This is a genomic window from Actinobaculum sp. 352 (assembly GCF_003957265.1).
Lineage (GTDB): Bacteria > Actinomycetota > Actinomycetes > Actinomycetales > Actinomycetaceae > Asp313.
Genome location: NZ_RQSN01000001.1, coordinates 177,210 through 192,194 on the forward strand (window position 1 = coordinate 177,210; position 14,985 = coordinate 192,194).

Annotated in this window: 15 protein-coding genes; 8 read left to right on the forward strand and 7 right to left on the reverse strand. The window is 61.5% G+C overall.

Annotated features, from left to right (window positions below; translation table 11 throughout):
• Positions 1-63 precede the first annotated feature (63 nt).
• Together deoC and EKN07_RS00680 are read left to right on the forward strand one after the other, a co-directional pair.
• Complete coding sequence (deoC, locus tag EKN07_RS00675; protein ID WP_108715365.1) at positions 64-726, forward strand: deoxyribose-phosphate aldolase; 663 nt, start codon at positions 64-66, stop codon at positions 724-726.
• 237 nt (positions 727-963) lie between these two features.
• The gene (locus tag EKN07_RS00680) at positions 964-1,263 is read left to right on the forward strand and encodes a hypothetical protein (RefSeq protein ID WP_126145415.1); all 300 of its coding nucleotides are present in this window, start codon (positions 964-966) and stop codon (positions 1,261-1,263) included.
• 55 nt (positions 1,264-1,318) lie between these two features.
• On the opposite strand, the gene EKN07_RS00685 is transcribed toward EKN07_RS00680, so the two are convergent.
• Complete coding sequence (locus tag EKN07_RS00685; protein ID WP_108715367.1) at positions 1,319-3,016, reverse strand: phospho-sugar mutase; 1,698 nt, start codon at positions 3,014-3,016, stop codon at positions 1,319-1,321.
• Positions 3,013-3,846, reverse strand: a complete 834-nt coding sequence (locus tag EKN07_RS00690) for a purine-nucleoside phosphorylase (RefSeq protein ID WP_126145416.1) — start codon at positions 3,844-3,846, stop codon at positions 3,013-3,015. Before EKN07_RS00690 ends, EKN07_RS00685 begins: the two co-directional genes overlap by 4 nt.
• 381 nt (positions 3,847-4,227) lie before the next feature.
• Between EKN07_RS00690 and EKN07_RS00695 the strand changes: the two genes are divergently transcribed.
• Together EKN07_RS00695 and EKN07_RS00700 are read left to right on the forward strand one after the other, a co-directional pair.
• Entirely contained in the window at positions 4,228-5,013 is a 786-nt protein-coding gene (locus EKN07_RS00695; protein WP_108715368.1) for a TIGR00730 family Rossman fold protein, read from the forward strand.
• A gap of 80 nt (positions 5,014-5,093) precedes the next feature.
• The gene (locus EKN07_RS00700; protein ID WP_108715369.1) at positions 5,094-5,261 is read left to right on the forward strand and encodes a DUF3117 domain-containing protein; all 168 of its coding nucleotides are present in this window, start codon (positions 5,094-5,096) and stop codon (positions 5,259-5,261) included.
• Between the two features lie 117 nt (positions 5,262-5,378).
• Here the strand turns inward: EKN07_RS00700 and EKN07_RS00705 are convergent, their stop codons facing one another.
• From EKN07_RS00705 to EKN07_RS00725, 5 genes are all read right to left on the reverse strand, one after another.
• The gene (locus EKN07_RS00705; protein WP_126145417.1) at positions 5,379-6,011 is read right to left on the reverse strand and encodes a class I SAM-dependent methyltransferase; all 633 of its coding nucleotides are present in this window, start codon (positions 6,009-6,011) and stop codon (positions 5,379-5,381) included.
• A 179-nt stretch (positions 6,012-6,190) separates the two neighbouring features.
• Entirely contained in the window at positions 6,191-7,306 is a 1,116-nt protein-coding gene (locus tag EKN07_RS00710) for a P-loop NTPase (RefSeq protein ID WP_108715371.1), read from the reverse strand.
• A 125-nt stretch (positions 7,307-7,431) separates the two neighbouring features.
• Complete coding sequence (locus tag EKN07_RS00715) at positions 7,432-8,016, reverse strand: DUF1003 domain-containing protein (protein WP_108715372.1); 585 nt, start codon at positions 8,014-8,016, stop codon at positions 7,432-7,434.
• Entirely contained in the window at positions 8,009-9,271 is a 1,263-nt protein-coding gene (locus EKN07_RS00720) for a CBS domain-containing protein (protein ID WP_108715373.1), read from the reverse strand. The genes EKN07_RS00715 and EKN07_RS00720 overlap by 8 nt, the downstream gene beginning before the upstream one ends.
• A 12-nt stretch (positions 9,272-9,283) precedes the next feature.
• Entirely contained in the window at positions 9,284-10,786 is a 1,503-nt protein-coding gene (locus EKN07_RS00725; protein ID WP_126145418.1) for an aminopeptidase P N-terminal domain-containing protein, read from the reverse strand.
• Positions 10,787-11,031: 245 nt separating this feature from the next.
• Between EKN07_RS00725 and EKN07_RS00730 the strand changes: the two genes are divergently transcribed.
• The 4 genes from EKN07_RS00730 to EKN07_RS00745 are packed head-to-tail and all read left to right on the forward strand — an operon-like array spanning position 11,032 to position 14,952.
• Positions 11,032-12,054 carry an ABC transporter substrate-binding protein gene (locus tag EKN07_RS00730; RefSeq protein WP_126145419.1) on the forward strand — a complete coding sequence of 341 codons (1,023 nt, stop codon included), beginning with the start codon at positions 11,032-11,034 and terminating at the stop codon, positions 12,052-12,054.
• Positions 12,051-13,049, forward strand: a complete 999-nt coding sequence (locus EKN07_RS00735) for an iron chelate uptake ABC transporter family permease subunit (protein WP_205647324.1) — start codon at positions 12,051-12,053, stop codon at positions 13,047-13,049. The genes EKN07_RS00730 and EKN07_RS00735 overlap by 4 nt, the downstream gene beginning before the upstream one ends.
• Positions 13,046-14,197: an iron chelate uptake ABC transporter family permease subunit gene (locus EKN07_RS00740; protein WP_206435640.1), complete on the forward strand. Its 1,152-nt coding sequence runs from the start codon at positions 13,046-13,048 to the stop codon at positions 14,195-14,197. Before EKN07_RS00735 ends, EKN07_RS00740 begins: the two co-directional genes overlap by 4 nt.
• Positions 14,194-14,952, forward strand: coding sequence for an ATP-binding cassette domain-containing protein (locus EKN07_RS00745; RefSeq protein ID WP_126145420.1), 759 nt, complete (start codon positions 14,194-14,196; stop codon positions 14,950-14,952). The genes EKN07_RS00740 and EKN07_RS00745 overlap by 4 nt, the downstream gene beginning before the upstream one ends.
• Positions 14,953-14,985 lie beyond the last annotated feature (33 nt).

The following is a 14,985-nucleotide window of genomic DNA, read 5'->3' on the forward strand; positions in this document are numbered from 1 at the left end:
GATCACGCATGCCCGCCGTCCAAAAGTGAGCAAACAATGAGCAGAAAGAACAGGAGCAACTGAATGTCACAGTATTCACGTGAGCAAGTCGCCGGCATGGTGGACCATACACTGCTGAAGCCGGAGGCAACGCTAGACGATGTGCGGCGCCTCATCGCGGACGCTAAGGAATTGGGCACCTACTCGGTGTGTATTTCGCCCAGCATGCTGCCGCTGCCCGCTGATATTGATCTCGGCGAGGTGAAGTTGGCGGTTGTCTGCGGCTTCCCGTCGGGCGCACACCGTAGCGAAGTCAAGGCCGCCGAGGCCAAGCAGGCAGTTGCTGACGGTGCCGATGAGGTCGATATGGTGATCAACGTCGGGCACGCCGTTGAAGGCCGCTATGACGCGGTCCAAGCGGACATTGCCGCGGTACGCGAAGCGATCCCGAACGCGGTTCTCAAGGTGATCATCGAGTCTGCGGCGCTGAGCGACGAGCAGATTGTCGCCGTGTGTGAGGCCTCGAAGGCCGCCGGTGCGGATTTCGTGAAGACATCGACCGGATTCCATCCAACCGGTGGTGCGTCCGTGCACGCCGTCGAACTGATGAAGAAGACGGTGGGCGACGATCTCGAGGTTAAGGCCTCCGGTGGTATTCGCGACGGCGCCTTCGCCTCGGAGCTACTCGACGCGGGTGCGACGCGCCTTGGTCTCAGCTCGACCCAGAAGGTTCTTGACACACTCTGAAGCCGTAGGCCTTGTGGTGGCGACCTCCGCGGACGTCACCACAAGCGGCTGAGGTTTCTTCATGCCGCGTGCGGTGGGGCGCCGGTGGTCGAGGGAGAGACGTCGCAGCGTAGGCGTCTAAAGCCGTGTGCGCTGCAGTGGTGCCGTTCGGGCGTGCTGGTGCCGTGCTTCCGGTCGCAGAGCTCGACAGTCTGCCTTCGACGACGAGCCTTCGCCTTGCTTCCTCCAGGGGCGCAGGTGGCGGTGCGCCGTGGTGGAGCGCTGAATCGTGCAGCGGCCGATGGCGTGATTCCGCAACGCGGCAGCTTCGGTGGTCAACCGGTGACCGCCCTTATCTCGAGACTCTCCGGGCGTTCCGCAGTTCTCCGCGAATATCCCGGAGCTTTGGCGAAAACCCGGAGAATCGGTCTTTGTGGTGGTTGCGGGGTCGTCTCGGTGCTGGGCGGATACCCGGAGACTCTGCCGGGGCGCGGGGCGGTACATGAGCACATGGCGAGCATGGAGACCCCACGCGGCAACCTGAATACCGTCATATGAAACCGGGCCCGAATCCAGCAGCGGAAACGGGCCCGGGACGTGTTGAGACGTGCAACTAGTCGAGGCGGAGTGCCTCGGCAACGGCCGCCTTCAGCTCCGCCAGACGGTCGCGGGCCGCAGCCTTAGCGTCATCGAGTGCCTCCGAACCAGCAACCGGAGCAATGACTTCCAGGTAGCACTTGACCTTCGGCTCTGTGCCCGAGGGGCGGATAATGACGCGATCATCGCGGTCGGTATGCCACACGATGGCATTGGTCGGCGGTAGCGACTCCGTTCCGTCCGTCAGATCCTCAACGCTGACAATCGGCGCACCCGCCAACTCGGTCGGTGGCACGCTGCGCACCTTGTCCATTGTCTTGCCGATGATGGAGAGATCATCCACGCGCACGGTGACCGGCCCCGTCAGGTACACGCCGTGCCTCGTGTACAGGCGGTCGAGGTCGCTGACCAGGTCGGAGCCCTCGTCACGGAGCTTCGCGGCCAGGTAGGCCAGCAGCACTCCTGCGGAAAGTCCATCTTTATCGCGCACCGCATTGGGATTCACACAGAAACCGATGGCTTCCTCGTAGCCGAAGGCAAGATGCGGTACACGGGCGATCCACTTGAATCCTGTCAGTGTGGACCGGTAGTCCAGTCCGTGTGCACCGGCGATCCGCTCCAGGAGCCGCGACGAAACAATGGACGATGCCAGCGTACTTCCCGTAGCGGTCTCCGGCGAAGACTCGCGGGCACCTGCCACTTCGGCCATGAAATCGCCGAGCAGGGAACCAATCTCATCACCGGAGAGCTGCCGCCAGCCGCTCGCGGTCGGAACGGCGGCTGAACAGCGATCAGCGTCGGGATCGGAGGCGATAACCAGTTCGGCATTTTCGCGTTCGGCCAGTTCCATCGCCATATCGAGCGCACCCGGCTCCTCGGGATTCGGGAAGGAAACCGTTGGGAAGTCAGGGTCCGGCTCGCACTGCTGCGCAACCTCTATGACATTGGTGAAACCGGCGGCGGAGAACACTCGACGCATGATCTGTGCGCCCACTCCGTGCATCGCCGTGTACACGATCCGAATGTCGCGGGAGTGTTCAGCGGGGACTAATGCGGCACAATCGGCGATGTAGCTGTCAATCAGGTCTTCGCTGATGAATTCGTACCCGTCGGCAAGTAGGATCTCATCGGCCGGGGGAGTGGCGGCGATACAGGCCGCGATATCACTATCGGCCGGGGGAACGAGCTGGACGCCCTGCCCCCATTGATCGGCGCACCGTCCACCGAGGTAGACCTTGTACCCGTTGTCACGGGCCGGGTTGTGCGAAGCCGTTACCATGACGCCGGCATCGGCACCGAGTTTCTGTACCGCATAGGCCAGCAGCGGCGTCGGAAGGGCGCGCGGCATCAGGCGGGCGCGGATGCCTGCCGCCGTCGCAATGGCAGCGGTCTCCTTCGCGAAGATCTGCGAGTTATAGCGTGCATCATATCCGACGACGAGGAGGGCGTCTTCGCCCGCGTGCTCACGCAGATAGGCCATCAGGCCCGCTGCGGCGCGGCGGACGACCGCGCGGTTCATGCGATGCTCACCGCCGCCCATCTCGCCGCGTAGTCCCGCAGTGCCGAAAGCAAGCGGGCCGGAGAAACGATCAGCGAGGTCAGCCTGTGCGGCGTCGTCGCCTCCCTCCGCCTTCGAAAGGAGCTCGGTGAGCTCCCTGCGTGTAACTTCGTCCGGGTCGTGGGCGATCCAGTCGCGAACGTTTTCGTATGTCACAGAATCTCCTTGTCGATGCGTGAAACAATCTGCGCCAGCAGCTGGGAAATGCGTGGTCCTGCTTCCCGGCCGGCCGCAAGCACCTCGGAGTGGTCCAGGGTGCCCGGCGCAAAACCCGCGGCATGATTTGTAACCAATGAAATGCCGAGTACCTCGAGCCCTACGCCGCGCGCAGCGATGGTTTCGAGTGCCGTGGACATTCCAATAAGATCGGCGCCCAGTGTGCGCGCCATACGTACTTCCGCAGGCGTCTCGTAGTGGGGGCCGGGGAACTGGGCGTACACACCCTCCGGCAGCGCGGGATCCACCTCGTGTGCGAGGTTGCGTAGCCGTTGTGCGTAGGCATCGGTGAGATCGACGAAGTTGGCGCCCTCGAGTGGAGAGCACGCGGTCAGGTTCAGGTGATCCTTAATGAGGACGGCAGTCCCCGGCCCCCATTCGGGGACGGTCGATCCGCAACCGTTGGTGAGAAGAGCCACCTTAGCCCCGGCTGCTGCGGCTGTGCGTACACCGTGGGCGACGGCGGCTGCACCCTTGCCCTCATAAAAGTGGGTGCGGGCGCCGAGAATCAGGGCGTGGTGCCCGGAGGGAAGCTCAATCGAACTGATCGTACCGGCGTGCCCGGCAACGCCGGAGATTGAGAACCCGGGAACCTCCGTGGCGGGGACCTCTGCGATGGTTGTTCCTATTAGTCCCGCTGCTTCGCCCCATCCGGATCCGAGTGTTAGCGCGATCTCGTGGGTGGAGATTCCGGTCCGTTCGGCGATGAACGCGGCTGCGTGGGCGGCGTCCGTGCTCGCGGTGTGTGAATCCGCTTCATTTTGAGTCATGAATCAACATTACTTCCTAAAACCTCTCGTGTCTCGGGAATCGCTCCGCCTGTCCGCGACTAGGCGAGAAGGCGTCTCCGCCGCGCGCCGAAGGTGGTGAGCGCGAGCGGCCGGGCACGGGAGTTGGTCGCCTACGAGAGGCGTAGCTTTACTTGAAGCTGCGCGCCAAACGGACAGTGAAGTCCTTGCTCATGCCGAACCGTCTTGGTGCGACTGAGTTCCTGTGGCACCGAGAATCTGGCGCGTGCGGGAAGAAGTGGAGGGGGATTTCGGCGCGGCTGTGTGTATTGGGGAGAGTCTGGCGCGTGCCGGAAGATACGCGGTGTGGATGGCCGCGTGGTGCGGTGGAGTTCCGGGCGCAAGTAGGGGAGACTTGGCATCATGGCAAGAAACGGCAGGTCATATCGCAGGGGACCGGTACTATTGCGGGGGCCCCTGATTCCATCGACGACGACGGATGCGCGGCTGCTGGCGCCGGAGCAGGACTCCGAATGGGTACATCAGGACCCGTGGCGGGTGATGCGCATCCAGGCAGAGTTCGTGGAGGGTTTCAGCGCGTTGGCGGGTTTGGGCCCGGCGATTTCAGTCTTCGGATCAGCGCGTACGGCCAGAGAAGATCCGAGCTACCGGAAGGCGGAGCGCATAGCGCGTTTGCTCGTTGACGAGGACTTCAGCGTAATCACCGGCGGAGGCCCCGGCATTATGGAGGCCGCCAACAAAGGCGCCCGTGAGGCCGGTGGCACGTCTGTTGGCCTGGGGATTGAACTGCCGTTTGAACAGGGGATCAACGACTATGTCAACCTGGCTATCTCGTTCCGCTACTTCTTTGTGCGAAAGATGATGTTCCTGAAGTACTCCTTGGGATTCATCGCATTGCCGGGAGGATTCGGAACCCTGGACGAGCTTTTCGAAGCGCTGACGCTGGTACAGACCCAAAAGGTCTCATCCTTCCCAATTATCCTTGTGGGACGCGACTACTGGCACGGTCTGGTTGAGTGGATTGAGGGCACCATGGTGTCTGCGGGCACGATCTCCGCGACAGATGTCGACCTGTTCACGCTGGTTGATAGCGAGGAGGAAGCCGTGGATGCAATTCGCCATGGTATCCATCGCCTGGCAGATGAACGCCGTGCGCAGGCGGATGCGGCTACCCGCGGTGATATCTGACCTCGGCCGGGGACATCTGCCCTTACTACGGGTAGAATGAAGGCGTTGACGGTTCCTGCCGTTGACGGGAAGGAAGCACCATGGCAGCCATGAAGCCACGTACTGGCGACGGTCCGCTGGAAGTTGAACGCGAGGGACGGGGAATCGTTGTCCGCGTGCCCGTTGACGGGGGTGGTCGGCTCGTCCTCGAGCTGAATGACGAGGAGGCGGCCAGCCTCAAAGAGGCTCTGGCAGACATCGAACGCTAAGACGCAGCAAGGATGTGGTGGGAAGCGCTCCTGGAGTGTTTCCCACCATTTTCCTATTGGTTGAAGCCTTCCCGGTCTATTGGTTGGAGGCTTCCCGGAAGTATCTGGCGAATATCCCTACTGGCGCACCGTTGTCAGCAGCAGACCCTCTCCAATCGGCACCAGGGCAGTGCGCAGCTCCGTTGAAGCCAGTAAATCGCGACCGAGATTACGTACGGCGACGACGTCCTCTTCCCGCCGGGCAGGATCCGCGACTCGGCCTCCCATCAGTGCTCGTGCCACCACTAACAGGCCACCCGGGCGCAGTATCCGCAGTGCTTCGACCGCGTCGCCCGGAACCTCCAGCGGATCGCCATCAAGAAGTACAAGGTCATAAGAGGCCGAGGCGAGGCGAGGCAAGATATCCGCGCTCCGCCCATTGATTAGGCGTGTGCGGCCCGCCCGCACGCCAGCGCGCGAAAACGCTTCCCGCGCGGCATGCTGAGCTTCTGATTCAATGTCGATTGTGGTCAGAGAGAGGTCAGGGGAGGCAGCGAGCAGGTACAGGCCTGATACGCCTGTACCCGTGCCCACCTCGACGGCGTTGTGGACGTGCGCTGTAGCCGCGAGAACCTCAAGGAAAGCGCCCGTGGCCGGGCTGAGAGCGCTGAAACCGAATTCAGAGGCGAGGTGCCGGGCGGCGGCGGTGATGTCATCCTCAATGCGTACACTTTCCGCATACGCCCAAGATTGCGTCTGATCTGCCGACATGGCTCTCCCTTCGCCTGTATGCCCTATGCTACTGCAGCGGCGGTGCGAAGCCGCTGCCATCGCACGTGTTTCAGCCAGTGATCGCATCCGGTGTGGCTCCCGGATTCTCGCCTCACCCCCGGGATCGCCGCCTCACCCCTAGAGCGCCATGGCGCGATGTTTCTGTGCGACGGCCTCACTCACACCGGCGCGACGCCCAGGTTACGGCCGGCAAGACCACGAGACCTGTGCCCCAGTTCATCGGCAATGGAACGTAATGTCTGCTGAGCCGTGGAATCGCCGTCGCTGAGCGCCCATGGAGTGCCGCTGTCACCGGCCACTCGCATCTCAACTTCGATTGGGATCTGGCCCAGGAGTGGCACCGGATATCCGAGTTCAGCGCTCAGTTGCGCGGCCACGGTGGAGCCACCACCGGAACCGAATAGTTCATTCTTCGACCCATCGGGCATGACGAGGTAAGACATGTTTTCGATCACGCCGGCAACGTGTTGCTCGGTCTGCTTAGCGATCTGCCCAGCTCTTTCAGCGACCTCGGCGGCGGCGGCCTGCGGCGTCGTAATGATAAGGAGTTCCGACCCCGGGATCAGCTGTGCAATCGAGATGGCGACGTCGCCGGTTCCGGGCGGAAGATCCAGCAACAGGACGTCCAAATCACCCCAGTAAACATCGGCGAAGAACTGCTCCAGAGCGCGGTGCAGCATGGGACCACGCCAGATGACCGGTGAATTGTCCGGAACAAACATGCCGATCGAGATCGTCTTCACGTCGTGGGCGACGGGTGGAATGATCGTATTGTTGAGGGCCGCCGGGGGAGTATCGACGCCCAGCATGCGGGGGATAGAGAATCCGTAGATATCCGCGTCAACGAGGCCCACCTTAAGACCCTGTGCTGCCATCGTGGCGGCCAGGTTCGCGGCAATCGTTGACTTGCCTACACCGCCCTTGCCCGAAGCAATCGCGTACACGCGCGTCAGTGACCCCGGCTGTGCGAAGGGAATCGTGCGAGCCGACCCGCGCAGTTTCTCCTGCAGTGCTGAGCGCTGCTCGTCGTTCATGGCGCCGATATTGACCTTGACCGTACCGACATCCTCCAGAGCACGGACAGCGTTCTCGGTGTCTTGTTGCAGCGTATCGCGCAGCGGGCAGCCCGGGGTTGTCAGGAGCAGCGAGACGGTAACATTGCCAGCCTCGTCCACTCTAATGTCCTCAACCATGTTGAGGTCGGTGATGGGCCGACGGATTTCCGGGTCCATAACATCCTCAAGGGCGCGGCTGACGTCGTCAATGGTAACCATAGGGTTATCGTACCTGCGTACCGCGCACAAAGCTCCTGCATATCGGCGTGCATATTGACACGCACGGCACGATCAGATCGACACACCCTGAACCGTCTGCGGTGTGGGCTCCCGCCACCGATCCGTCAGTCGGAGGTCGGTACGCTGGGAGACTCCGAATGCTGATCGCGCAAATCGGCCAATTCCTGCTGAAGCTCGAGGATGCGCTGATCGCGTTCGTCCATACGTTCCTGCCGGTCGCGATCATATTCCTCCAGCACGTCACGCAACTCTGAGCGCACGAAGTCACGTGTGGCGACGTCTCCCAAGGCCAAGCGCAAAGACGCAATTTCACGGGTCAGGTATTCGGTATCGGCCAGATTGCGTTCAGCGCGCTGGCGATCCTGCTCCGCGATGACGCGGTCGCGGTCATCTTGGCGATTCTGCGCGAGTAGAATCAGCGGCGCCGAGTAGGAGGCCTGTGTAGAGAAGGCGAGGTTGAGCAGGATGAAGGGGTACGGATCCCAGGCGTAATTCTGAGCTAGTTTGTACAGCACAATATTCGCCGTAATCCAGGCGACGACGAAGATCGTCATATAGAGGATAAAACGCGGACTGCCCATGAACCGGGCGGTTGCCTCCGCGAAGCGCCCAAAACCGTCCGAATCGTGGCGCCGCCGGAAAGGAAGACGGCGACGGCTCTTATCCAGGGGCTTGTCGAAGTCAGCCATGCTGTGCCTCCATCGCTTCGTCCGTTGTCTCGTCGTCGGCGTCGCGCCAATCATCGGGTAAGAGGTGATCGAGGACGTCGTCCACCGAGACCGCCCCTAGCAGGAGCCCCTCATCAACCACCGGCAGTGCAGTCAGGTTGTAGGTCGCCAGCAGCCTGGTGATTGTTCCCAGGCCCTCTGTGGGCGCAATACCTTCTATATCGGTGTCGAGTATGTTGCCGATCAAGGTCGAGGGTGGCTCGCGTAAGGCGCGCTGGATATGAACAACTCCGAGGAAACGCCCGGTCGGAGTCTCCAGGGGTGGGCGGCAGACGAACAGGATCGCCGCGAGGGCGGGAGGGATGTCGACGCGTCGTGCCGACGCCAATGCCTGTGCGATCGTCGCCTCCGGGGGTAGCACAATTGGCTCCGTCGTCATCATGCCACCTGCCGTTCGTTCCTCGTAAACGAGCAAACGGCGGATATCGTCCGCCTCGCCCGGTTCCATGCGGTCGAGTAGCTGGGCAGCTTGGTCGGTGGGAAGCTCGGCAACCAGATCGGCGGCGTCGTCTGGCTGCATAACGTCCAGCACGTCGGCTGCACGCTCCACATCCAAGGAGGAGAGGATTGTAACTCGGTCTTCGTCGCCGAGTTCCTCCAGCACGTCCGCCAGGCGCTCGTCAGTCAACTGGTTGGCCACCGCCTGTCGACGATCCTCTGGGAGGTCTCGCAGCATGTCGGCGACGTCGGCGGCCTTCAGTCCTGAAATCTGCGCCAGGATGGCGTCGGCCCCCTGATCGGCAGCGGGATTCGTCAGGCCGCTAACATCGCGTACGGGAACGATCAGAGAACGGTGCCCACCCACGGCGTGTTTGGATGTGCGCACATAGAGGGTCGTCAGCCGCCACTCGCGGCCGCGAACCTTCTCGATTGCGGCATCGACGACGGCGGCTTCCTCACCGGTCTCACGCAGTCGCACGTTCCGATCCAGCAGTTGCGCCATCACGAGAGTTTCAACCGGACGTTGCGCGAAACGCCGCATGTTGACCAGGCCGGTGGTGATGACCTGGCCGTTATCGATGGAGGTGACACGGGTCAAGGGTAGGAAAACGCGGCGTTTTCCCGCCACTTCCACAACGAGCCCGACGGCCAGCGGTTCGCCTTTGAGACGGAACAGGACGACGACGTCATAGACAGTGCCGACCTTGTCTCCTATTGGGTCGAATACCGGAGTACCGGCTAGACGGGCGACAAAGACGCGGTTCGACGAGCTCATATCATCACCTACTTACTCTTCCAAGATGCGGGCCATCCAGGCTTCCACGTCGGCGATTTCACGTGGTATTGCCTCTGATATCCTTTCAACCCCGTGTGGGGTGACGAGAATATCATCCTCAATGCGCACGCCTATGCCCCGGAAACGCTCGGGGACCTTTAGATCGTCCTCGCGGAAGTATAGACCAGGTTCAATAGTAAAGATCATGCCCGGTTCAAGGACGGCATCCACGTACATTTCGCGCCGAGCTTGTGCACAATCGTGGACGTCAATGCCGAGGTGGTGGGATGTTCCGTGCGGCATCCAGCGTCGGTGGAACTGCCCGTCGGGTGCCAGGGATTCGGCAGCCGTTCCCGGTAGCATTCCCCATGCTTCCAGGCGCGCGGCAATGACCTCCATGGCGGCATTATGTACATCGCGGAAACGGCACCCCGGCTTGGCCGCCTCCTCCAGGGCGCGATTGGCGGCGTCGAGAACTGCCTGATAGACCTCCGCCTGCGCATCGGTAAAAGTACCGGAGATCGGCAGAGTGCGCGTGATATCGGCGGTGTAGAGAGAATCGATTTCCACGCCGGCGTCGACCAAAATGAGCTGGCCGGGAATCACCGGTCCGTCGTTGTCGATGAAGTGAAGCGTATTGGCGTGGTTGCCCGCTGCGGCAATGGTGTCATAGCCCAGGCCGTTGCCTTCTTCACGGGCCTTGGCGCCGAAGGCCCCTTCGACAACTCTCTCGCCGCGCCAATGCGTTATTGCACGGGGTAAAGAGGCAATGATGGAGTCGAAGCCCTCGTGGGTGGCCTGAACAGCGTGGCGCATCTGCTCGATTTCCCAGTCGTCCTTGACCAGACGTATCTCCGAACACGCCTCCGCCAGTTCGGCATCGTCCTGGCTGCTCGCGTGCGCGATATCGGCCTTCTCGCGTAACTCAGCCACTTGCGCCTCAATGGCGGCATCTGACTGTGGGATTACGCGCAGTCCCACTTGGCCCGGTCCCAGATCCTTAGCGAGAGCATCGGGAAGATTATCGATCGAGTCGCAATGCAGGCCGGTCAGCGCTTCCATGTCGGCCAGGGAGGGGCGAGCTCCCACCCAAAACTCACCGTAACGGGAATTGGCGTAGAACTCCTCCGAGGAGCGAGATGCCCGCTGGTGGAAGTACAACGTGGCCTCGTGGCCGGTGGGGGTTGGATTGAGCACCAGCACGGCGTCGGGTTCCAGTTCACCGCCCAGGCCGGTCAAATGTGCGAAGGCCGAATGTGCCCGGAAGCGGTAGACATTGTCGTTATTGCGCACATGATAGGTTCCCGCCGGAATGACGAGGCGTTCGCCGGGAAAACGGTCTGATAGCTTCTCCCGGCGGGCAGGAGTAACATCGGCAACCCTGCTGTGGGAGGGCGAAGAGGGCCGCGGTCCCCAGTCGGTTCCCATGAATGCTCGGAACTGCTCATTATGTGGTTGTCGAGAGCGGTTATCACCGCGTTCACTCAGCGACTGCTTCTTCTCATCATTGGCCATGCGGACATTCTCGCACCTGCGTCGGAAGAGTCCCAAGCGCACGGCCTGGCGTCACGCGCTGGGACCGTTCCCGCACGCCGCCGTAACCGCGAGCTCACGGGGGAGAAGAAGTGGTTCACCTCATGATGAGACAGGTCTTGTCCACACGCCCTGAACAGCAGTAAGGTAAGGCTGACGAGCCCTCACGGACGTAGTCAGTCGTGACGCCTTTGCGTCGCTCGCATACCAGAAATAAGGAGAGGCCTATGCGCCGCACACACTCGCTACTCGCACTTCCAGCAGTCGTGGCACTTGCCCTTGCTGGGTGCTCAAGTTCGGACTCGAATACCTCGGAGACAACAACATCCGCCGCCACCGATCAGACAACCACGCCGCAGGACGCCGCTGAAGCGTTTCCGGTCACCGTGACCCACAGCGCCGGTGAAACGACCATCGAGAGCCAGCCTGAGAACGTCGCCGTTCTCGACTTCGGAGTTCTTGACACCCTTGACACTCTGGGTTTTGAAGGCGTGACCGCACTGCCGCGATCATCAACAGTGCCGTCGTTCCTATCCGATTACGACAGTGACGACTACACCGATCTCGGCACCATTGTGGAACCGGATGTGGAAACCATCGCCACGGTGGGTCCGGATCTCGTGATTACCGGCGGACGTACGTCCTCCATGTACGACGATCTTTCCCAGAACTTCACCACTGTCGATGCCACACTCGATTATTCGGACTACGTCGAAGGCGTCAAGCGCGATATCGAGATTGTTGCCGAGTCGGTGGGCATGGGTGACCAGGCCACCAAGCTGACCACCGCGATTGACGACAAGGTTTCCGAGCTTCAGCAGGCTGCCGAAGATGCCGGAATTGAAGGAAAGACTGGTGTGTTCCTGCTGGTCACCGGCGGAAATGTGACTGCATTCGGTCCGGGCTCGCGTTTCGGATACGTCTATGACCTCACCGGTGTGGAGTACGCCTTGAGCGACGCCGACACCGCGCAAGCCGACGACAGCCACGGCGCCGAGGTCTCCTTCGAGACCATTGCGCAGGCAAACCCCGATTACATCTGGGTGTTGGACCGTGACGCCGTCGTCGGTTCTCGCGATGGCGGCGAAGCGACGTCCGCGCAAGAGGTCCTAAACAACGATTTCGTCAACGGTACTTCTGCTGCACAAAACGACACGATCACCTACGTTACGCCGGAACGCTGGTACCTGGTCATGCAGGGTGCATCGAATTTCCCGGCGATGTTGGATGAGCTCTCCGCAAGCCTGTGACCGCTGCGGATAATGCTCATATTCGGCATCGGACCCAGCCGTTGCGCCTGATTGCGGCGGCTGGGTTCGGTGTGTTGGTCGTCGTATCGCTCGCCACCGGCAATGCTGATTTGCGCCTCGGCGATGTCGTGACGGGGCAGATAAGCGACGAGCAGCTCCACGTCCTGCTTGGTTCACGTGTGCCACGTACCGCTGCGATTGTCCTGGCCGGTGCGTCGCTCTCGGTAGCCGGAGTGATTATGCAGCTACTTGTGCGTAATCGCTTTGTCGAGCCTTCCACAACGGGTACGAGCGAGTCTGCCGCCCTGGGCTTGCTTCTCGCTGCAGTGTTGGTGCCACAGATGCCCGTGCTTGGGCGACTCAGTCTGGCTCTTATTGGGGCGATGGTTGGCACCGGGCTCTACCTGTTGATCCTGCGCCGCATACCGCTGCATGACGCCATTTTGCCGCCACTGATCGGCCTGATCTTCTCCGGCATCATAAGCGCCGTCGCATCGGTACTCGCCTACCGGCTCGATCTACTGCCATCGTTAACGCAATGGACGGTCGGCCGTTTCACGGGGATTATCGAGGGACGCTGGGAGACGCTGCTGCTAGCGGCGGTGGCACTTGTTTACGCATATGTTGCCGCCGACCGCTTGACCATTGCCGGACTGGGAGAAGGTCTCAGCTCTTCCTTGGGGCTTAACTACCGGCGCACACTAGCCACCGGAATAGGAGCCGTGTCGCTGGTGTCTGCGGTGGTGGTAGTGACCTGTGGCTCGCTGCCCTTCCTGGGGCTGGTCGTTCCCAATATTGTCAGTCGGTTCGTCGGTGATCGTCTGCGAAGGTCATTGCCGTGGGTGGCTTTAGCAGGTGCGGCATTCCTTCTACTTTGCGACATTTTCGCGCGTACAGTTGTGGCTCCTGCGGAGATTCCCATCGGCGTCGTCGTCGGGGTCGTCGGCGGCGTGTTGTTCATCGTGCTTCTCCTGCGTAGCGAGGAGCGCATATGAGCGAGCGCAGGGTGTCCCCGCGCAAACAGAAGGAACCGCAACCGCGCACTGCTCGGGTATTGGAGGGGGAGTCGTCGCGCAGACAGCAAGAATCGCCCTTGCGGCGCGTTCGGCTCACAAAGCGCGCGGCACCGCTCGACACGCGGCACAGCAGTGAGCATACCCGGTCACGGCGTCATCGCCCGGCCTATTACCTGTGCAAACCGGCCGTGCGCCTGACCATAATGGTGTGTTGCGCGCTTGCCTGTGTAACTATCTTCTTCTTGGCCGGTCTGGATCTGGGCAATCTGAACCTTCTCGTCCTGCGCATGAGAGCCACGCGAGTGGCAGCGCTTGTTCTGGTGGGCGTGGCCGTATCCATCTCCACGGTTGCCTTTCAAACAATTGCCGAGAACCGTATTCTCACCCCATCCATCATGGGCTTCGACGCCCTGTATGCGGTGGTGCAGACAACAATTATCTTCTTGTTTGGCACCGCCTATACGCAGCATGTGGGAGTACTGGCGCAGTTTGCTCTGGCCGGCGGGATAATGGTGGTGTTCGCTGTAGCGCTGTTCACCTCCATGATGCGGCGGCCCATCCAACTGATGATTCTCATCGGGATCGTGCTGGGAACCATGCTTCGATCTGTTTCCACGCTTTTGCAGTCGATTATGGAACCGAACTCGCTGACCGTATTACAGGCGCAGCTCTTCGCCTCGTTCGGGTCAGTCGACTCCCGCCTGCTGGGCGTGTCCACCATTATCATCTGTGCCCTGGGGTGCGACCTGCTACGGCGCTCGCGTGTCCTGGACGTACTGACACTGGGGCGCGAGCACGCGATATCGCTCGGCCTGCCCTACCGGCGGGCGCTCTTCGGCATCCTCGTCGACGTCGCTGTTCTGGTGGCGACAGCGACGGCATTGGTAGGACCGGTCACCTTCTTCGGCCTTCTCGTCTCCGCTTTGGCGTACCGCCTCACCGGTAGCGCCAGGCATACCTGGGTTCTGCCAGCCGCCGCTTGCATCGCCGTGATCTGCCTAGTTGGCGGGCAGGCCATCCTTGAATTCGAACTGGGGATGAATGGTGTGCTCTCCGGTGTTATCGAGTTCGTCGGAGGCATCGTCTTCATCCTTCTTATCCTGTCGCACAGAAAGAGGCTCTCATGATCCGCCTGCACGGTCTGACGAAGAAGTATGGTGGGCTGGCAGTCGTGGATAACGTATCGCTTGCTTTTCCCACCGGTGGCATTACCTCGCTAATAGGTGCCAATGGTGCCGGGAAGTCAACACTTCTTCACATGGCATCTCGGCTCGTGACGCCGGACACGGGGAGGGTGGAGCTGGACGGACGGGACATCCGCTCCCTGGACTCCATGCGGGTGGCGCGCCATTTGGCAATTCTGCGACAGGCCAACACCATCACCGCTCGGCTGCGTGTACGCGAACTGGTCGAATTCGGGCGCTACCCGTACTCGCGTGGGCGCCTCACCGGCGAAGACCGGGAGGCGGTGGCTCTCGCCATGCACCAGATGAACCTCGAGCCTCTGGCGGGACGCTTCCTCGAGCAGCTATCCGGTGGTGAGAGGCAGCGCGCCTTCGTCGCCATGGTTCTGGCGCAGGAGACCGACTACTTACTCCTGGATGAACCGTTGAACAACCTGGATCTGAAACATTCGGTTGACATGATGAACGCTTTGCGGAAAGTAGCCGGTGAACTTGACCGTACGGTTCTGATTGTCGTGCACGACATCAATATCGCCTCCGCCTACTCCGACCGTATCGTGGCGATGAAGGACGGCCGTGTGGTGGCGGACGGCGCGCCCGACGACGTCGTCAATCCGGAGCAGCTGGCCGAGATCTACGGCATCGATGCAGAGGTGCACGATATTGACGGCATGCGCCTGGCCATGTACTACCGTTAGGCGCCCCGGCCCCGTGGTGCCGTACCCTGGAGT